Annotated in this window: 18 protein-coding genes; 2 read left to right on the top strand and 16 right to left on the bottom strand. The window is 66.4% G+C overall.

Going from position 1 to position 17576, the window contains the following annotated elements; genetic code table 11:
• Positions 1-8 precede the first annotated feature (8 nt).
• A complete protein-coding gene (gene murD / locus AC1DVR_RS14065) occupies positions 9-1409 on the bottom strand; it encodes a UDP-N-acetylmuramoyl-L-alanine--D-glutamate ligase (RefSeq protein WP_478001213.1) in 1401 nt (466 codons plus the stop codon).
• Positions 1410-1560: 151 nt separating this feature from the next.
• Between murD and AC1DVR_RS14070 the strand changes: the two genes are divergently transcribed.
• A complete protein-coding gene (locus AC1DVR_RS14070) occupies positions 1561-2019 on the top strand; it encodes an N-acetyltransferase family protein (protein WP_478001214.1) in 459 nt (152 codons plus the stop codon).
• A gap of 107 nt (positions 2020-2126) precedes the next feature.
• Here the strand turns inward: AC1DVR_RS14070 and AC1DVR_RS14075 are convergent, their stop codons facing one another.
• The 4 genes from AC1DVR_RS14075 to nrdR all read right to left on the bottom strand — a co-directional run bounded on the left by AC1DVR_RS14075 (position 2127) and on the right by nrdR (position 5475).
• The gene (locus AC1DVR_RS14075; RefSeq protein ID WP_478001215.1) at positions 2127-2798 is read right to left on the bottom strand and encodes an SDR family NAD(P)-dependent oxidoreductase; all 672 of its coding nucleotides are present in this window, start codon (positions 2796-2798) and stop codon (positions 2127-2129) included.
• The gene (denD, locus tag AC1DVR_RS14080; RefSeq protein ID WP_478001216.1) at positions 2795-3721 is read right to left on the bottom strand and encodes a D-erythronate dehydrogenase; all 927 of its coding nucleotides are present in this window, start codon (positions 3719-3721) and stop codon (positions 2795-2797) included. The genes AC1DVR_RS14075 and denD overlap by 4 nt, the downstream gene beginning before the upstream one ends.
• Positions 3722-3914: 193 nt before the next feature.
• Complete coding sequence (gene ribD / locus AC1DVR_RS14085) at positions 3915-5000, bottom strand: bifunctional diaminohydroxyphosphoribosylaminopyrimidine deaminase/5-amino-6-(5-phosphoribosylamino)uracil reductase RibD (RefSeq protein WP_478001264.1); 1086 nt, start codon at positions 4998-5000, stop codon at positions 3915-3917.
• A gap of 7 nt (positions 5001-5007) precedes the next feature.
• Entirely contained in the window at positions 5008-5475 is a 468-nt protein-coding gene (gene nrdR, locus AC1DVR_RS14090) for a transcriptional regulator NrdR (protein WP_478001217.1), read from the bottom strand.
• A gap of 265 nt (positions 5476-5740) precedes the next feature.
• Between nrdR and yghX the strand changes: the two genes are divergently transcribed.
• Complete coding sequence (yghX, locus tag AC1DVR_RS14095) at positions 5741-6628, top strand: YghX family hydrolase (RefSeq protein WP_478001218.1); 888 nt, start codon at positions 5741-5743, stop codon at positions 6626-6628.
• 26 nt (positions 6629-6654) lie between these two features.
• On the opposite strand, the gene AC1DVR_RS14100 is transcribed toward yghX, so the two are convergent.
• From AC1DVR_RS14100 to AC1DVR_RS14150, 11 genes are all read right to left on the bottom strand, one after another.
• The gene (locus tag AC1DVR_RS14100) at positions 6655-7068 is read right to left on the bottom strand and encodes a hypothetical protein (RefSeq protein ID WP_478001219.1); all 414 of its coding nucleotides are present in this window, start codon (positions 7066-7068) and stop codon (positions 6655-6657) included.
• A 108-nt stretch (positions 7069-7176) separates the two neighbouring features.
• Positions 7177-7452, bottom strand: coding sequence for an HlyU family transcriptional regulator (locus tag AC1DVR_RS14105; protein ID WP_478001220.1), 276 nt, complete (start codon positions 7450-7452; stop codon positions 7177-7179).
• An 8-nt stretch (positions 7453-7460) separates the two neighbouring features.
• On the bottom strand, positions 7461-7721 hold the full coding sequence (locus AC1DVR_RS14110) for a Txe/YoeB family addiction module toxin (RefSeq protein WP_478001221.1): 261 nt from the start codon (positions 7719-7721) through the stop codon (positions 7461-7463).
• On the bottom strand, positions 7718-7993 hold the full coding sequence (locus tag AC1DVR_RS14115) for a type II toxin-antitoxin system Phd/YefM family antitoxin (protein ID WP_478001222.1): 276 nt from the start codon (positions 7991-7993) through the stop codon (positions 7718-7720). The genes AC1DVR_RS14110 and AC1DVR_RS14115 overlap by 4 nt, the downstream gene beginning before the upstream one ends.
• Before the next feature lie 66 nt (positions 7994-8059).
• Positions 8060-8434 (bottom strand): hypothetical protein, encoded by a 375-nt coding sequence (locus tag AC1DVR_RS14120; protein ID WP_478001223.1) that lies wholly within the window; start codon positions 8432-8434, stop codon positions 8060-8062.
• A gap of 14 nt (positions 8435-8448) precedes the next feature.
• The gene (rpoD, locus tag AC1DVR_RS14125) at positions 8449-10452 is read right to left on the bottom strand and encodes an RNA polymerase sigma factor RpoD (protein ID WP_478001224.1); all 2004 of its coding nucleotides are present in this window, start codon (positions 10450-10452) and stop codon (positions 8449-8451) included.
• 100 nt (positions 10453-10552) lie between these two features.
• Positions 10553-12472 (bottom strand): DNA primase, encoded by a 1920-nt coding sequence (gene dnaG, locus AC1DVR_RS14130; RefSeq protein ID WP_478001225.1) that lies wholly within the window; start codon positions 12470-12472, stop codon positions 10553-10555.
• 108 nt (positions 12473-12580) lie between these two features.
• A complete protein-coding gene (locus AC1DVR_RS14135; RefSeq protein WP_478001226.1) occupies positions 12581-13720 on the bottom strand; it encodes an amidohydrolase in 1140 nt (379 codons plus the stop codon).
• Positions 13721-13753: 33 nt separating this feature from the next.
• Positions 13754-14278, bottom strand: a complete 525-nt coding sequence (locus AC1DVR_RS14140; protein ID WP_478001227.1) for a sarcosine oxidase subunit gamma — start codon at positions 14276-14278, stop codon at positions 13754-13756.
• Positions 14271-17192 carry a sarcosine oxidase subunit alpha family protein gene (locus AC1DVR_RS14145; RefSeq protein WP_478001228.1) on the bottom strand — a complete coding sequence of 974 codons (2922 nt, stop codon included), beginning with the start codon at positions 17190-17192 and terminating at the stop codon, positions 14271-14273. The genes AC1DVR_RS14140 and AC1DVR_RS14145 overlap by 8 nt, the downstream gene beginning before the upstream one ends.
• Positions 17189-17473, bottom strand: coding sequence for a sarcosine oxidase subunit delta (locus AC1DVR_RS14150; protein WP_478001229.1), 285 nt, complete (start codon positions 17471-17473; stop codon positions 17189-17191). The genes AC1DVR_RS14145 and AC1DVR_RS14150 overlap by 4 nt, the downstream gene beginning before the upstream one ends.
• Between the last annotated feature and the right edge of the window lie 103 nt (positions 17474-17576).

Consider the following 17576-nt stretch of genomic DNA (forward strand, 5'->3'; position numbering starts at 1 on the left):
CCGCCCCGTCAGGCGAGGAGGGCTGCGACGCGGGCGGTGAAATCCTCGCCGCGTTTTTCGAAGTTCGGGTATTGGTCGAAGCTCGCCGCCGCCGGGGCCAGCAGCACCACCTCGCCCGGCTGGGCCTCGGCGGCGGCGGCGGCGAGGGCGCGCTCCATCGTTTCGGAGATTTCATGCGGCAGATCGCCGAGTTCCAGCGCGAAGTCGCGGGCGGAGTGGCCGATCAGATAGGCCTTCTGCACCGAACCGATGAAGGGCAGAAGGCCCTTGATGCCGCCCTCCTTGCCGAGGCCCCCGGCGATCCAGCGGATCTTCGGGAAGGCTTGCAGGGCCTTGGCCGCGCTGTCGACGTTGGTGGCCTTGCTGTCGTTGATGAAGCGGACGCCCGCGCGCTCGCCCACCAGCTGGCTGCGGTGCGGCAGGCCGGCGAAGGAATGCAGCGCCGCCTCGATCAGTTTCGGCGCAAGGCCGAGCGTGCGGCAGACCGCATAGGCGCAGCAGGCGTTCTGGTGGTTGTGGGCACCGGGCAGGCCCGCAACCTCGCGCAGGTCGATCGAGGCCGCCTGTTTGCCGCGCCGCCATTCGGAGAGGAAGCCTTTGCGGGCAAAGACCGTCCAGCCGAAACCGTCCAGCTTCTGGCCGGAGGAGATGCGGATCACCCGGTCGTCGCCGGGGCCTTCGGCCATCTGGTTGGCAAGGTAGCGGCCCTCGGTCTCGTCCACGCCGATCACGCAGCGGTCAGGGCCGCCCTCGGCAAAGAGCCGGCGTTTGGCGGCGAAATAGCCGCCGGGACCGCCGTGCCGGTCCAGATGGTCGGGCGAGAGGTTGGTGAAGACGGCGATATCGGGCGTCAGGCTGCGGGCGAGGTCGGTCTGGTAGGAGGACAGTTCCAGCACGACAACCTCGCCATCGCGGGCAGGGTCGAGCGAGAGGACGCCGCGCCCGATGTTGCCGCCCATCTGGGTCGGGCGGCCGGCCTCCTCCAGGATGTGGTGGATCAGGGCGGTGGTGGTGGATTTGCCGTTCGATCCGGTGACGCAGACCACGCGGGGGGCAGTCTCGAAATTGTCCCAGTCCTGCGTCGCATAGGAGCGGAAGAACAGGCCGATGTCATTGTCGACCGGAATCCCCAGCTCCATGGCGCGGGCGATGATCTTGTTGGGCGCCGGGTAGAGATGCGGGATGCCGGGCGAGGTGATCAGGGCGGCCACCCCCTCCAGCGCGGAAGCGCGGTTCAGGTCGGTGCAGGTGAAGCCCTGTGCCTCGGCCTTGGCACGGGCCTCGGGGGCGTCGTCCCAGAGAAGCGGTTCGGCGCCGCCTGCGGTCAGGGCCGCAGCCGTGGCCAGACCCGAGCGGCCAAGCCCCAATACCGCAACCCTGTGCCCTGTGTAGCCAATGACCGGAATCATGCCGCCCCCCTGTAACGTCCCGATACCGGGCCTTCTCTCGCGCCATCGTGCCGCGCCCGCCACCATGCAACAAAGCGGGTCCCGGCTGCAAGCGCAGCCCTTGACGGCCCGCAGCCCAGCCGCTTTTGTCGCGCACAAAGGGAGAGAGCCTATGGACAAGTCCAAAGACGTCACGATCCGCCCCCTCGCCCCCGGGGACCGCGCCGTTTGGGAGGCGCTGATGGAAGCCTATGCCAGCTTCTACAAGACCTCGGTGACCGAGACGGGCAAGCAGGCGGTCTGGGAGTGGATCTTCGGGGAGGAGGATTTCTGGTCCGATGTCGCGGTGCGCGACGGGCAGATCATCGGGTTCTGCCAGTACCAGCTGATGCACCGCTCGCTCTCGGGGGCCAAGGTGGTCTACCTCTCCGACCTCTATGTCCGCCCCGAGGTGCGCGGCGCCGGCGCCGGCCGGGCGCTGATCGACCATGTGATCGGCTTTGCCAAGGCGAAGGGCTTCAGCAATGTCCGCTGGCTGACGCAGGAGTTCAACTACGCCGGCCGCAAGCTTTACGACAGCTACCGCCCGAAATCCGACTTCATCCTCTACTCGGTTCCCGTCGAAAACTGACGCGAAGCCCCCCCGCACCCCCCATTTGCCCTCTGTGCAAATACTCTCGGGAGGTGAGCGCGCCAGCGCGAGGGGGGCAGACAGCCCCCCTGCCCGGCCTCAGCCCGCTACCACTCCGCCGGCTGGCGCTGGCGGAAGAAGCCGCCGGTCGGGCCGTCCTCGGGCAGCAGCGCCAGCCAGATCGGGGTATCGGCGCCCTCCTCTGGGCTGAAGGGCGCGCCGGCTCCGCCCATGCGGGTGGCGACCCAGCCCGGATCGCAGGCATTGACCTTCACCCCCGGCGGCAGGTCGCGCGGCAGGACGCGGGTCAGGGCGTTTAGCGAAGCCTTGGCCACCGAATAGGCCCCGCGCCCCTTCAGCCCCGCCGCATGCGAGCCAAGGCTCGAGGACATGTTGACGATGCGGCCCCAGCCCGCGGCCTTCCAATGCGGCGTGTTGAGGCGGATCAGGTCGAGGGGTGCTGCCACCATCACCTCCATCGCCGCGGCGAAATCCGAACCTTTGTCGAGCAGCGAGACATCCGACAGGATGCCCGCGTTGTTGACCAGGATGTCCCAGCCGCCGGAGCGGGTGAAAGCCTCGAAATAGCTGTCGGGGTCGAGGAGGTCGATGCGGGTGAAGCGGCAGTTCAGCACCTCGGCGGCGGTGCGGCCCTCGGTCTCGGAGCGGGCGGAGATGGTGACGCTCACCCCTTGGGCGATCAGCCCGCGGGCGATGGCGAGGCCGATGCCGCGGTTGCCGCCGGTCACGAGGGCGGTGGGATGGGCGGGGCGCGTCATGCGGTTTCTTCCAGATGGGCGGCGATGATCTGGTCAAAGCTGGTTTCGGCCACGAAGCCCAGGGCATTGGCGCGGGTCGTCTCGAAATCCATCGGCCAGGTCAGCACGATTTTTGCAATGGTTTCATCGGGTTGCCGGGTGATCAGGTCGACCGCCTTCTGGCCTGCCACGCGGCGCAGGGCCTCGATCTCGTCAGCGACGGTGGCCGAGAGGCCGGGCATGTTGAGCGCGCGGCGGTCGCCGAGAAGGCTGAGGTCCAGGTCCAGCGCGTGGCGGAAGAAGCCCACCGCCGAACGGGGGCTCGCGAACCAGTGGCGCAGGGTATCGGCGACCGGCAGGATGGCGGGTTTGCCCACCAGAGGCTCGCGGATGATGTTGGAGAAGAAGCCCGAGGCGGCCTTGTTGGGCGCGCCGGGACGCACGCAGATCGTGGGCAGGCGGATCGAGATGCCGTCGATGAAGCCGCGCCGCGAATAGTCCGAGATCAGAAGCTCGGTCATCGCCTTTTGCGTGCCATAGGAGGAGCGCGGGGTCAGGCAGAAATCATCCGGGATCCTGGCCGGAAACGGCGCGCCGAAAACCGCGCTGGAGGAGGCGAAGATCAGCTTCGGGCGGTAGCCCGGCGTGGCGCGGATCGCCTCCAGCAGGGCGCGGGTTGCGTCGAAATTGGTGGCATAGCCCTTTTCGAAATCGGCCTCCGCCTCGCCCGAGACGACGGCGGCGAGGTGGAAGATCGCATCGGGCCGTGTGGCGATGAGCCCGGGGGCCGCGGCGGCGGTCAGGTCGAGGGTGAGGCCGGTGCTGCCCGGCAACGCGGGCGGGGCCACGACATCGGCGAGGGTCAGGCGGTGGCCGTCCTCTGCAAGAGATGCGGCCAGTTTGCGCCCGATCATGCCGGCCGCGCCGAGGATGAGAATATGCATTGGAGCCCCCCTGTTCGGGCCAAGATGGCGCAAGGGGGCGCTGGCGGCAAGGGGCGGCAAAGGCAAGGCGGAGGGCTGCGCGCCCTCCGCACCTCCGCGGGATATTTGGGCCAGAATGAAAGGGGAAAGGTTCGAAAAGTGGAAGAGTCTGGGGGTTTTCGTGGGGCCGCGGGGTCGGAATGTTTGGAAATGCCTAGCGGCGCTGCCAGGTGGTTTCGACATCCGGGCCGAGGGCGCGGCTGGAAAGGCGCTGCCAGCGCGGGGCATCGGCGAGGCGGGCGAGGTTGAGGGCGCCGAAAGCGGGAATGCCCTCGGCCCCGATCAGGGCGCCGGCGGTGTGGAGGACGAGGCGGTCGATCAGGTCATCGGCGACGAGATGGGCCGCGAGCGTGGCGCCGCCTTCGCAGAAGATCCGGGTCAGGCCCTGGGCGGCGAGAGCCTGGAGGGCGGCGCGCGGGGCGATATGGGGGGTGGCGGGAAGCTCGATCAGGCGGGCGCCGGTGGCCTGCCAGGCCGCGCGCGCCTCGGGCGGCGCGGCGGGGCCGTGGAGGAGCCAGACCGGGTGCTGGCGCGCGGTCTGGCCGAGGCGGCTGGCGGGGTCATGTGACAGGCGGCTGTCGATCACAATGCGCAGCGGCTGGTGCGGCGCGCCAAGGTCACGCACCGTCAGGTCCGGGTCATCGGCGCGGGCGGTGCCGGAGCCCACCAGCACGGCATCATGCGCCATGCGCAGGGCATGGACGGCGCGGCGCGCCTCGGGCCCGGTGATCCAGCGGCTTTCGCCGGAGGCGGTGGCGCTGCGGCCATCGAGCGTGGCGGCCATTTTCAGGGTGACGAGGGGCAGGCCTTGCGTCACGCGTTTCAGAAAGCCCGCATTGGCGGCGCGGGCCTCGGGCTCCATGACATTTTCAGTCACGGCGATGCCGGCGGCGCGCAGCATCGCATGGCCGCGCCCGGCGACGCGGGGGTCGGGGTCGGTCAGGGCGGTGACGACGCGGGCGACGCCGGCGGCGATCAGCGCCTCGGCGCAGGGCGGGGTGTGGCCGTGGTGGGCGCAGGGTTCGAGCGTGACATAGGCGGTGGCACCCTGTGCGAGGTCGCCGGCCTGGGCGAGCGCCCGCACCTCGGCATGGGGGCGGCCGCCGGGTTGGGTCCAGCCGCGGCCAACAATGGTGCCATCCTTGACGATGACGCAGCCGACGGCGGGGTTGGGCCAGGTCCGGCCCAGCCCGCGCGCGCCGAGGCGCAGGGCGTGGGCCATATGGACCACATCCTGCATGCCCGTCTCACTCATCCGGGCTCATGCCGGGCCGCAGTTCGGACACGAAGCGGTCGAAGTCGTCTGCCGCCTGGAAGTTCTTGTAAACGCTGGCAAAACGGACGTAAGCCACCGTGTCGATCCGCGCCAGGCTTTCCATCACAATCTCACCGATCGTCTTGGAGGGGATATCGGTATCGCCCAGGCTCTCCAGCCGCCGCACGATGCCCGAGATCATCTGGTCGATCCGCTCCGGATCGATCGGGCGTTTCTGCATCGCGATCCGGATCGAGCGTTCCAGCTTGCTCCGGTCGAAATCCTCGCGCTTGCCGGAGGATTTGATCACCACCAGATCGCGCAGCTGCACGCGCTCATAGGTGGTGAAGCGTCCGCCACAAGCCTGACAGAACCGGCGCCTGCGGATCGAGACGTGATCCTCGGCCGGACGGGAGTCTTTCACTTGCGTGTCGATATTGCCGCAAAATGGGCAGCGCATTGGGTTGCACCTTTGTTGTTGGGTCCTGCCTCGGGTCGTATGGGGGTTATCCCCCTTATTGCGGCTAATCATAGGGGGGTAAAGCAGCGCTCGACTAGGGGCTAAGATGATGACGCTAGATATAGAGGCAAGGGTGTGGCGGCAGAGACTCAGGCCGCTTCACGCAAGCGTGACTGGCCCTGAGGGGCGGACGGCCTACCCTTCCCCATGTGCCAGCCCTCTGGCCGCGCCCCGGACATGATCCGGCCCCCAACAGGAGAGCAAGATGACACGGATGACCGCCAAGGACTTCGCGCCAGAGCTTCTGGAACTTTATGATTTCTACGCGCATGGCATGATCTCGAAGCGCGAGTTTCTCGACCGCGCCGGGAAATTTGCGGTGGGCGGGATGACGGCCATGGCGCTGTTGTCGATGATGAGCCCGAATTATGCCCTGGCCGAGCAGGTGTCTTTCACCGATCCGGATATTTTCGCGGAATATGTCCATTACAGCTCGCCCCTCGGCAATGGCGAGGTGCGGGGATATCTGGTGCGGCCAGCGGGCGATCCGGCGAAATATCCCGCCGTGGTGGTGGTGCACGAGAACCGCGGGCTGAACCCCTATATCGAGGATGTCGCCCGCCGGCTGGCGAAGGCGGGGTTTGTGGCGCTGGCGCCGGATGGGCTGACCAGCCTGGGCGGCTATCCCGGCAATGACACCGAGGGCAAGGATCTGCAGGCCAAGGTCGACCCGACCAAGCTGATGAACGATTTCTTTGCCGCGGTGGAATGGATGATGGCGCATCCCCTCTCGACCGGGAAGGTCGGGATCGTCGGCTTCTGCTATGGCGGCGGGGTCAGCAATGCCGCCGCCGTGGCCTATCCCGAACTCGGCGCCGCGGTGCCCTTCTATGGCATGCAGCCCAAGGCCGAGGATGTGGCGAAGATCAAGGCGCCCTTGCTGATCCATTATGCCGAACTCGACAAACGGGTGAACGAGGGCTGGCCGGCCTATGAGGCGGCGCTGAAGGCCAATGGCAAGGTTTACGAGGCCTTCATCTACCCCGGCGTCAACCACGGGTTCCACAACGATTCAACGCCGCGCTATGACAAGGCGGCGGCGGAACTGGCCTGGACCCGGACCATCGCGCATTTCAAGGCGCATCTGGCCTGATCCGGGCGGGGCTGGCCCTGTCGCGGTCAGCCCCGCGTCAGGTCGGGGATCGACGCCCAGTCAAAGCCGCGCACCCTGGCCTGTTCGGCCGGCACATCGGCGCGGTCGAGACCGGTCTTGGCGTAGAAGATGTCCGAGAGCGAGCCCTCGGCGGGCATCGGCGCCCCGGCCTGCAGGCTTTCCTGGCTGACGACGAAAGTGCCCACATTGGGCAGCCCCTGTTCGGCACAGATCGCCGCGGCCTCGATCAGATAGCTGTTCAGCCCCTGCCCGTTCACCTTGGCCATACCCAGACGGCGGGCGAGGTCGGAATAGGTGATGGCAGGCTCGCCCGCCAGCACCGCCTTGGCGATGATCTTGATCGCGGCGCGGGCGCGTTCGGCGGTCAGGGGAGTGACGTCACGGGGTTCGGGGGTCGTCTCTGGGGTGGCTTCGGTCATGATGGCTCCGGGAGGGCCCTGCAGCTTCGGGCTTTGAGGGCGGGCTTTGCATGGGCCTTAGGCCAAGCGGCCCGCCGCGTCCATCCTTATGCCGGGGCGGCCCTTGCCTCAGCGAAAGATCGTGTCGCCGAGCTGGTCGATGGCGAGCTTGGCCTTGTCGACACTGGCGGTGACCGCCTCGTCCCGCGAGGTGCGGGTATCGGCGCGGATCAGCTGGTGGGTCTTGGTCTCGCCGTCAAAATCCTTCTCGATCCGGGCCGCGATGCGGAAGGTGCTGCCTTCGGCCATGGGATCGGCATAGATCCGGCAGTCCTTGTAAAGCACCGGTTCTGGCGCGTTGGCGGCGGGGGCGGTCTTGCCGAAGAGGCGGGAGAGGAAGTTCATGGGGGGGCTCAACCTTGGTAGTGGTAACGACACTGGGCGATTTCGAGCGTATTGCCCGCCACACGGTAGACCAAGCGATGTTCGCGGTCTATCCGACGGGACCACCAGCCGGAATAATCCCCGCGCAGGGGTTCAGGCTTGCCGGTCCCCTCAAACGGGTGGCGCTGACATTCGGCAATCAAACGGTTGATCTTGCTCAAGACTGTGCGATCAAGCCGCTGCCATTCGGCGTATTGGTCAAAAGCACGGGCCTGAAAGACGACATTCAATCGCGCGCCATGGCTTCAAGCTCTTCCATCGTCTTGACGATACCCGGCTCCCCGGCGTTCAGGCTGCGGATCGCCTCATCCAGCGCCGCCTTGTTGGCGGGTGAGGAGGTCAGATAGGTCGTCTCATCCATGCTGGCCCAGTCTTCAAGGCTGACCATGACCACCGGCTTGCCCTTGGCGCGGTGGATGATGACCGGTTCATGGTCGTCATTCACCCGGTCCATGACCGAGGAGAGATTGGCGCGCAGTTCGGTGGAGGAGAGGGTTTTCATGGGGAGGAATGTACGCGATTGCGTACAGGGAGTCAACGTTTGGGGAAGCGCGCTCACAGCCATGCGTCACAAGCGTTGACACTGGCCGGTCATCTGCGAAGCAACAATTCTTCCGTCCGAGAACATGGAATGACGACTATGCCATGCGACACCATCCGGCAATATCGTCGTCAGCGTTGATGGAATTCTGCCATGATCAATGAATTCAACAATCACCCAAGCTTTTGTTAACGCATCGAAATAAGCTTTGGACTTATCGCCGGCATCGACGCCAGCGCCGACCGTCGCTTCGCCGCCATCCTTGATTGTTATAATGAAATTGAAATTTTCGGGAAATGAACATTCAAAGACAGTTACGCCCGCGCGAGCGGGCGTAACTGTACCAATACCGAAAAGGCCGAGAGAAACCACAAACCAACAAACGAGCTTGAGGCTTCTCACCCGGCCCTATCTCCTCACTGATCCAGGAAACTCCGCAGCTTGCGGCTCCGGCTCGGATGCTTCAGCTTCCGGAGCGCCTTCGCCTCAATTTGGCGGATGCGTTCGCGGGTGACGCTGAACTGTTGGCCGACCTCTTCCAGCGTGTGGTCGGTGTTCATGCCGATGCCGAAGCGCATGCGCAGGACGCGTTCTTCGCGGGGGGTCAGGGAGGCGAGGACGCGGGTCGTGGTTTCCTTCAGGTTTTCCTGAATGGCGGAATCCAGCGGCAGGATCGCGTTCTTGTCCTCGATGAAATCGCCGAGCTGGCTGTCTTCCTCGTCCCCGATCGGGGTTTCCAAGGAAATCGGCTCCTTGGCGATCTTCATCACCTTGCGGACCTTTTCCAAGGGCATCTGCAGCTTTTCGGCCAGTTCCTCGGGCGTCGGTTCGCGGCCGATTTCGTGCAGCATCTGGCGGCCGGTGCGGACCAGCTTGTTGATCGTCTCGATCATGTGGACCGGGATGCGGATGGTGCGGGCCTGGTCGGCGATGCTGCGCGTGATGGCCTGACGGATCCACCAGGTGGCATAGGTCGAGAATTTATAGCCGCGGCGGTATTCGAATTTGTCGACGGCCTTCATCAGGCCGATGTTGCCTTCCTGAATGAGATCAAGGAATTGCAAGCCGCGGTTGGTGTATTTCTTGGCGATGGAGATCACGAGGCGCAGGTTGGCCTCGACCATTTCCTTCTTGGCCTGACGCGCCTCTTTCTCGCCCTTCTGCACCTGGTTCACGATGCGGCGGAATTCCGAGATGTCGACGCCGACGTATTTGCCGACCTCGGCCATGTCGTTGCGCAGATCGTCGATGGCGGCGCGGCTCTTCTCGATCAGCACCTGCCAGCCGCGACCGGCCTTGGCGGCCATGCGGTCGACCCAGGTCGGGTCAAGTTCGTAGCCCTGGTATTCGTCGATGAATTCGCGGCGGTTGATCCGGGCGGCATCGGCGAGTTTCACCATGGCGGAGTTGATCGACATGATCTTGCGGTTGATGCCGTAAAGCTGGTCGATCAGGGCTTCGATCCGGTTGTTGTGCAGGTGCAACTCGTTGACCAGCACGACGATTTCGGAGCGGAGTTTCTGATAGGCGGCCTCGTCGCCGGCCGAGAAGCGGTTCTTCACGGTCAGGGCGGCGTCCATCCGCAGGGTCTGCATCTCGGCCAGTTTGGTGTAGTCGCGGGCGATCAGGTCGAGGGTTTCCAGAACCTTGGGCTTCAGGGCGGCTTCCATCGCGGCCAAGGACATGGCGGCGCCGTCCTCGTCATCCTCGTCGTCTTCGACCACGCCCAGGATGGGGTTGCCGTCGGCGTCGAGTTCGGGTTCCGAGCCTGCGGCGCGGCGCGGTGCGGCGGGCGCGTCACCGATGTCGAGCCCTTCGATATCGGCGCCGACGATGCCCTCTTCGCCGTCGAGGCTGCGGCCGAAGGTGGCCTCGAGGTCGATCACGTCGCGCAGGAGAATGTCTTCCGACAGAAGTTCGTCGCGCCAGATGATGATGGCCTGGAAGGTCAGCGGGCTTTCGCAGAGGCCCGCGATCATCGTGTTGCGGCCAGCCTCGATCCGCTTGGCGATGGCGATTTCGCCTTCGCGGCTCAGAAGCTCGACCGAGCCCATTTCGCGCAGGTACATGCGGACCGGGTCGTCGGTGCGATCCAGGGCCTCGGTTGTGGTGGTGACGACGGCGATGTCGCGGATGCCAGAGCCGGTCTCGACCAGGGCGCCGCCTTCGGCATCGGCCTCTTCGCCCTCTTCATTTTCGATGATGTTGATGCCCATTTCGGACAGCATCGACATCACGTCCTCGATCTGCTCGGACGACACCTGCTCGGGCGGCATGACGGAATTCAGCTGGTCATAGGTGATGTAGCCACGCTCGCGGGCGTCGGCGATCATCTTCTTGACAGCGGCCTGGCTCATGTCGAGCGAGACATCCTGTTCTTCACCTTCGGGCTTGGCGTCGTCGTTGTCTTTGATGGCCATGTGGGCTCCGGTCATAAGCAGCGAATCAGGGGGCGAATCGGGTCGCCGATTCGCATGAATACCCCGAATCGCGGGGGAGTTGCAGGGTCGATGGGAGCGTTCAGGTACGTTTCTTTTCCCAGACCTTCGAATCAATCAGGCTTTGCAGGTGGTTTGACAGGGCGTTGCGGTCTTCGCCCAGGTCGGCGGTGTCGTTGCGGTTCGGCTGGTCGGCGCGGTGGCGGGCATAGGCCGCCTGCGCCAGACGCCAGGTGAGGCCCTCGTCCGCGATGCCGGTCAGGTCTTCGACAGCGTCTTCGACCTCGCGCCGCGCGCCACGGCGGGCGTCGAGCTTGGCGAATTCCTCGGCAAGACACAGCATGGCAAGTTCCGGGTCCTGGCGGTTGCGTACGGGGGGTGCGATCTGAACATGGGGGCGCGCCATCAGGGCTTCAAGGGCGGGCATGTCGCGCAGGGTCTGCTCCCTTGTGTGTTCCGGGCAGGTCAGGAGGGTATGGCGCAGCGCGCGGTGATCCGGCGAGGCGAGGTCGAGGCGTTCGAGGTCGGATTCGAAGCGGGCGATCAGGTCGGGGTGGGCGACCAGGATGGCGAGGATGACGGCTTCGCGCAGCTCCTCTTCCATCGCCTCGTCGCTGTGGACGAGGGCCGAGGCGCGGGTGGAGGACAGGGGCTGCGGGTTGGTCTCGGGCTTTTGTCCCTTGGCGCGCGGGGTCCAGGTCTTGAAGGGTTTGACGGCAGGCCCGAAGAGGTCAGCGCGCAGGCGACGGATTTCTTCGGCGTAATGGCTGCGGATCGAGGGGTCGGCGATGCGGGTCAGAAGCGCACGCAGGGTCTTGTCGAGCGCCGCCTTGCGTTCGGGGCTGTCGAAGACCTTGCCATCCGTCTCGCGCTGCCAGAGGAGGTTGACCATGGCCTGCGCGCCGTCGAGCACCTTCTGCATGGCGGGGGCGCCTTGCGCCTTGATCAGATCGTCGGGGTCGAGACCGCCGGGCAGGATGGCAAAGCGCAGGCCCTTGCCGGCTTCCAGAAGCGGCAGGGCGAGGTCGACGAGGCGGAGCGCGGCGCGGATGCCCGCCGTGTCACCGTCAAGTGCAATGATCGGCTCGTCGGAGACGCGCCACATGAGGCGCAGCTGGTCTTCGGTGATGGCCGTGCCCAAGGGGGCCACGGCACCGCGAAAGCCCGCTTCGGAGAGGGCGATCACGTCCATATAACCTTCGGCGACGATGAGCGGCAGGCCTTTGCCCGCAGCCTCCCGCGCGGGGCCGAGGTTGAAGAGGTTGCGGCCCTTGTCGAAGAGGGCGGTTTCCGGGCCGTTGAGGTATTTGGCCCTGGCGTTCGGGTCCATCGCCCTGCCGCCGAGCGAGATCGCCCTGCCCCGCCCGTCGCGGATCGGAAAGATGATGCGGCCGCGGAAGCGGTCGTAGGGGGCGCCGTTATCGTCGGGTTTGATGCAGAGGCCGGAGTCGACAATGAGGTCGGGGGCGATGCCCTTTTGCGTCAGCGCGTGGAACAGGCCCTGGCGCTGGTCGGGGGCAAAGCCGATGTGCCAGCGGTCTTGTGCCTCGGGGCTTAGCCCGCGTTTGGTCAGATAGGCGCGGGCCTCGGCTGCGGCGGAGGTTTTCAGCTGCAGGCGGAAGTATTTGACCGCCTCTTCCATCACATCGACCAGATGGGTGCGGGTATCGGCCCTTGCGGCGGCGGCGGGGTCGCGTTCGGGCATGACCATCCCGGCCTCGCGCGCCAGAAGCTCGACCGATTCGATGAAAGAGAGGTTTTCAGTCTCTTTGACGAAAGTCAGGGCGTCGCCTTTGGCGTGGCAGCCGAAGCAGTAGTAAAAGCCTTTGCGATCATCGACATGGAAGGAGGCGGACTTTTCCTGATGGAAGGGGCACGGCGCCCAGTAGTCGCCCTTGGCCATGTTGGACTTGCGCGGATCCCATGTGACCTTGCGGCCCACGACCTGAGACAGGGTGAGACGGGTGCGCAGCTCGTCAAGGAATCCGGGTGGGAGGGCCATGGGGTCTATATCGGGCGTCCGGGGCCGTCTGTCCAGCGGGGTGCTTGGGGCCAAGGCCGGGGGTTTCACACCCCCGGACCCCCGTGGGATATTTATGGACCAATGAAATTACGACGTGAGATCTTGCAGGACGCGGTGGAAGATTTGGGCGCCCAGGGGGATGAGGGCGTCGGGGAAGTCGTAGTCGGGGTTGTGGAGGGCGGGGTGGGCCTCGCCCGCGCCGAGGAAGAGCATGGCGGATTTGGTGGGGGCTGCTCCGAAGCGGCCGAAGTCTTCGGAGGCGCGCATCGGGAGGTCGTGGGCGGAATGGGGGATGTTGAGGGTGGTGAGGGCCTTGGCGAGGTGATCTGTGGCCTCGGGGTGGTTGACGGAGGCGGCGAAGGCGTCGTGGGTCTCGAAAGCGACGGTCAGGCCGTGGGTTCTGGCCTCGCGGCGGGCGAGGGTTTCGGCCCCGGCGCGGAGGGCGGCCATCGGGGCGTCGGTCAGAGTGCGCAGGGTGGCCCAGATTTCCGCCTCGCCCGGGGCGATGCCGAAGGCGGGGGCGCCCAAGGTGGCGTGGGTTATGGTGACGAGGCGGTAATCGGGGTTGAGCGGGCCTTGGGCGCCAAGGGCGGTTAGGGCCGGGAGGAGGTTGGCCAGGGCTGCGGCGGGGGAGAGTCCGGTTTCGGGCAGCGAGGCATGGGCGGTCTTGCCGGTCAGGGTGATCTTGAGGCCTTGGGAGGCGCAGTTGACAGGGCCTTCGGCGAGGCGCGCTTCGCCGAAGGGGACGCCGGGCAGGTTGTGCAGGGCGAAGGAGTGGTCGGGGCGGATCTGGGCATAGCGCTTGTCGGCCATGACGGCGGCGGCGCCGGAGCCATCCTCCTCGGCCGGCTGGAAGAGGAGGATGACGCGGGCCTTGGGCGGAGCCTTGTGGATCAGGCGGGCGAGGCCGAGCAGAATCGCCATATGGCCATCGTGGCCGCAGAGGTGGCCTTTGCCCGGCGTCTGCGAGCGGTGCGGGATCTGGCTGACCTCATGGATCGGCAGGGCGTCGAGTTCGGCGCGGAAGAGGATCGTGGGGCCGCTGTCGCCCCATATGGCGGCGACGCCATGGCCGCCGAGGCCTTTCAGTATCTCGGTGGGGGCGAAGGAGTTCAGGGCTGCCACCACGCGGGCGGCGGTTTCAGATTCGTGGCGCGAGACTTCGGGGTGGCGGTGCATCTCCTGCCGCCACTCGGTCAGGGCGGTGATGTCCTCGGCGGTCAGCATCGGGTGCTCCTTCGGGGCATCGCGGGTCTGGTGTCAGAGACCGGCAGTGGCGCGGGCTTCGAGCGCGTCGAGGGCGGTTTCGACCTCGTGCCAGGCGGTGCGGGCCATCGAGCGGAAGACGAGGAGGAGGAAAGCGCCCTCCTCGGCAATCAGCACCGATTGCATGTGACCGATCGGCGCGCGGGCGCAGGTGCCGGGCGGGAAGTGGGCGGGGCGGAGGTCAAGGGGGTAGAGGCGCATCAGGGCATCGGCCGCTTTCGGGCCGGTCAGGCGCAGCGCGGCCCAGCCGCCGGTCTGGTCGGTGACGGCGGCGATGCCGGCAAGATCAGGGGCCGGGGCGCCCAACAGGAAGGCCTGTTCGGGGCCGGTCCAGACCAGGTTTCCGCTGACGCGGTTGGGGGCCGGGAAGGTGCCGAGTTTGGCGGTGACGTCGGCCAGCGTGCCGGGGAAGCAGGCGATCGAGGTGATCGCGCCGGGGGTTGCCTCGGCCAGCGTGGTTCCGGCGCGGGTGACCGGGGGGCGCCCGGCGAGGGCGGATTTGGCGATCAGTTCAGGCACGGAGTTTGGCTCCTTCGGGGTCGAGGAAGACCGGCTCGGTCACTTCGCAGATCACATCGGTCTTGCGCATATGGTCGACGAGGCGGACCTTCTGGCCATGGCGGGCGCGGCCATCCTTCAGGAAAGCCAGCGCGAGGTAGCTGCCGAGCGTGGGCGACCAGCAGACCGAGGTGACATAGCCCTGATCGGCCTCGCGGTGGATCTTGTCGCCGGGGTTGAAGAGATGCGCCCCTGCCCCGATTGCGGTCTGGATCACCGGGCGCAGGCCGACGAGCTGTTCGCGCTCGGGCCCGTTCAGGCCGGGGCGCTGGCTGGAGGCCTTGCCAATGCAGTCTTTCTTCGCCGCCACCATCTTCGCCATGCCGATGTCGAAGGCGGTGATGCGGCCGTGGATCTCGGCATGGGTGATGAAGCCCTTTTCGATCCGCATCACGTTCAGGGCCTCCATCCCATAGGCGCCGCCGCCGAGGGTTTCGGCCTTGGCCAAGAGGTCGCGGAACAGGGCCTCGCCATAGGCGGTGGGCACCGCGATCTCGTAGCCCTCCTCGCCGGAGAAGGAGATGCGGAACAGGCGACCCTTGATGCCCTCCACCGAAATCTCGGCGCAGGACATGAAGGGGAAATCCGCGATCCTTGTGTCGAGAAGCGCGTTCAAGAGCATCTTCGACAGGGGGCCTGCGACAGCGAACTGCGCCCAGCTTTCGGTGACCGAGATGAAGCGGACCTGCCAGTCGGGGCAATAGGCCTGGCGGACGAAATCCAGATGCCGCATCACCTCGCCCGCCGCCGCCGTGGTGGTGGTCATCAGGTAGTGGCTCTCGCCCAGCCGCGCGGTGGTGCCGTCGTCCATCACATGGCCATCCTCGCGCAGCATCAGGCCATAGCGGACGCGGCCGACCGGGAGGGTGGAAAACGTGTTGGTATAGACGAAATCGAGGAAGCGGGCGGCGTCCTTGCCCTGGATGTCGATCTTGCCGAGGGTGGACACGTCAGCCACGCCGACGGCAGAGCGCACCATCAGCACCTCACGGTCGCAGGATTCGCGCCAGGTGGTTTCGCCGGGTTTCGGGAAGTAGGAGGGCCGATACCAGAGCCCGGCCTCGATCATCGGGGCGCCGCGGTCGCGCGAGGCCTGGTCGGAGGTCATGTAACGTTGCGGCGCAAAGCCCGCGCCCTGCCCGCCTGCGCCCAGGGCCCCCATCGAGACGGGGGTGAAGGGCGGGCGGAAGGTGGTGGTGCCGGTTTCCGGAATGCCGCGCCCGGTGGCATCGGCCAGAACGGCCAGCGCCGCGACGTTGGAGTTCTTGCCCTGGTCCGGCGCCATGCCTTGCGTCGTGTAGCGCTTCATGTGTTCGACCGAGGTGAAGCCCTCTTGCGCCGCCAGCTTCACATCCTTGACCGTCACGTCATTGGCAAAATCGAGCCATGCGCGGCCCTTGCCGGGCACGTCCCAGAGCGGGGTCACCTTGTAGGGCGCATCCTCGGCAGGGGGCAGATCGGGCGCTTCGGCGGTCTTGCCGAGGGCTTCCAGCGCGGCCAGGGCAGCAGCGCGGCCCTCGGTCAGGCAGGCTTGGGTCGAGAATGCACCATTGGCGGCGCCTGCGGCGTGGAGGCAGGGCACCATGCCAGAGCGGGGGACGAAGGCAGCGATATCGGCGCGCCAGTCGGGTTTGGCGTTCTGGTGACAAGCGAGGTTGACCTGCGGGTTCCAGCCGCCCGACATCAGGAGGCAATCGGTCTCGATGTGGAAATCACCGCCGGCATGGTGGCCGGAAATGCCCTTGAGGTCGCGGCGGCCGTGGGTGTCGGTGATCTCGGCCCCCAGATAGACCGGGCAATCCTCCAGCGCCGAGGCATCGGGGCGGCTGTCGAGGATGGCCGAGACGACGACGCCATTGGCCATCAGCTGGCGGGCGACGGTGCGGGCGTTGTCGTTGTTGGCGTAAAGTGTCACGCGGGTGCCCGGCGTCACGCCGAACCGGTTGAGGTAGGTCTGCGCCGCCGAGGCCATCATGATGCCGGGGCGGTCGTTGTTGGCAAAGGCAATGGGGCGTTCCAGCGCCCCGGTCGCCATGATCGCCTGCCCCGCCACGATGCGCCAGAAACACTCGCGCGGCAGATGGGCGGCGTCGGGCAGATGAAGGCCGACCCGCTCCAAGGCGCCATAGGTGCCCTGATCGTAAGCGCCGACGACGGTGGTGCGCGTCATCAGGCGGACATTGGGCAGGCGGCGCAGTTCCTTGTAGGTGGCCTTGACCCAGTCGGCGCCAAGCGTGCCGTCGATCTGGCCGTCATGCGACAGAAGCCGCCCGCCCATCAGGCTGTCGGCTTCCGCCACGATGACATCGGCCCCGGCGCGGGCTGCGGTCAGGGCTGCCATCAGGCCGGCAGGGCCGGAGCCGATGACCAGAAGGTCGCAGAAGGCGAAAGCCTTCTCGTAAGTCGCCGTCTCGTTCTGCGGCTTCAAGGTGCCAAGGCCCGCGGCGCGGCGGATCAGGGGCTCGTAAAGCCCCTCCCAGAAGGCGCGGGGCCACATGAAGGTCTTGTAGTAGAACCCGGCGCCGAGGAAGGGGGAGGCGAGGTCGTTGACCGCCATCACATCGAAGCGCAGCGAGGGCCAGCGGTTCTGGCTTTTCGCCACCAGCCCCTCGTAAATCTCCTGAACGGTGGCGCGGGTGTTGGGGGTCTGGCTGCCGTTGTCCAGCACCTCGACCATCGCATTGGGCTCTTCGGGGCCAGCGGTCAGGATGCCGCGCGGGCGGTGGTATTTGAAGCTGCGGCCGACGAGGCGGACGCCATTGGCCATGAGGGCCGAGGCGAGGGTGTCGCCCTTGAAGCCGGAATATCTCTGGCCGTCGAAGGTGAATTTGACGGGTTCGGTGCGGTCGATCAGACCCTTGCGCGGCAGCCTCATGCGGCACCGCCTTTCCGGCCAGCGCCTAAATCGGCCACAAGTTCGGTCGCAAGGATCTCGTGGGTGATGGTGTTGCGGGTGACCAGGAGCCAGGAGCCGCAGCCGGTCTCGTGATACCAGAGGTCCTTGGTCACCCCGGCGGGGTTGGTGCGCAGATGCAGCATGTCATCCCAGGCCTCGACCGGCGCATCGGCCGCCGGACGGTCGAGGTAATCCTGCGAGCCGGAATAATAGAACTCCCGCCGGTCGCGGGTGCCACAAAGCGGACAGCTCAGGCGCATGTCGGGCCCTTTTCTGAAAGACGGCAAAGGGGCTCTGCCCCTCGGCCTGCGGCCTCACCCCGGGATATTTTTGCCAAAATGAAAACGCCTTTCATTTTGGTCC

This window comes from Rhodobacter sp. P2_H5, assembly GCF_056403335.1.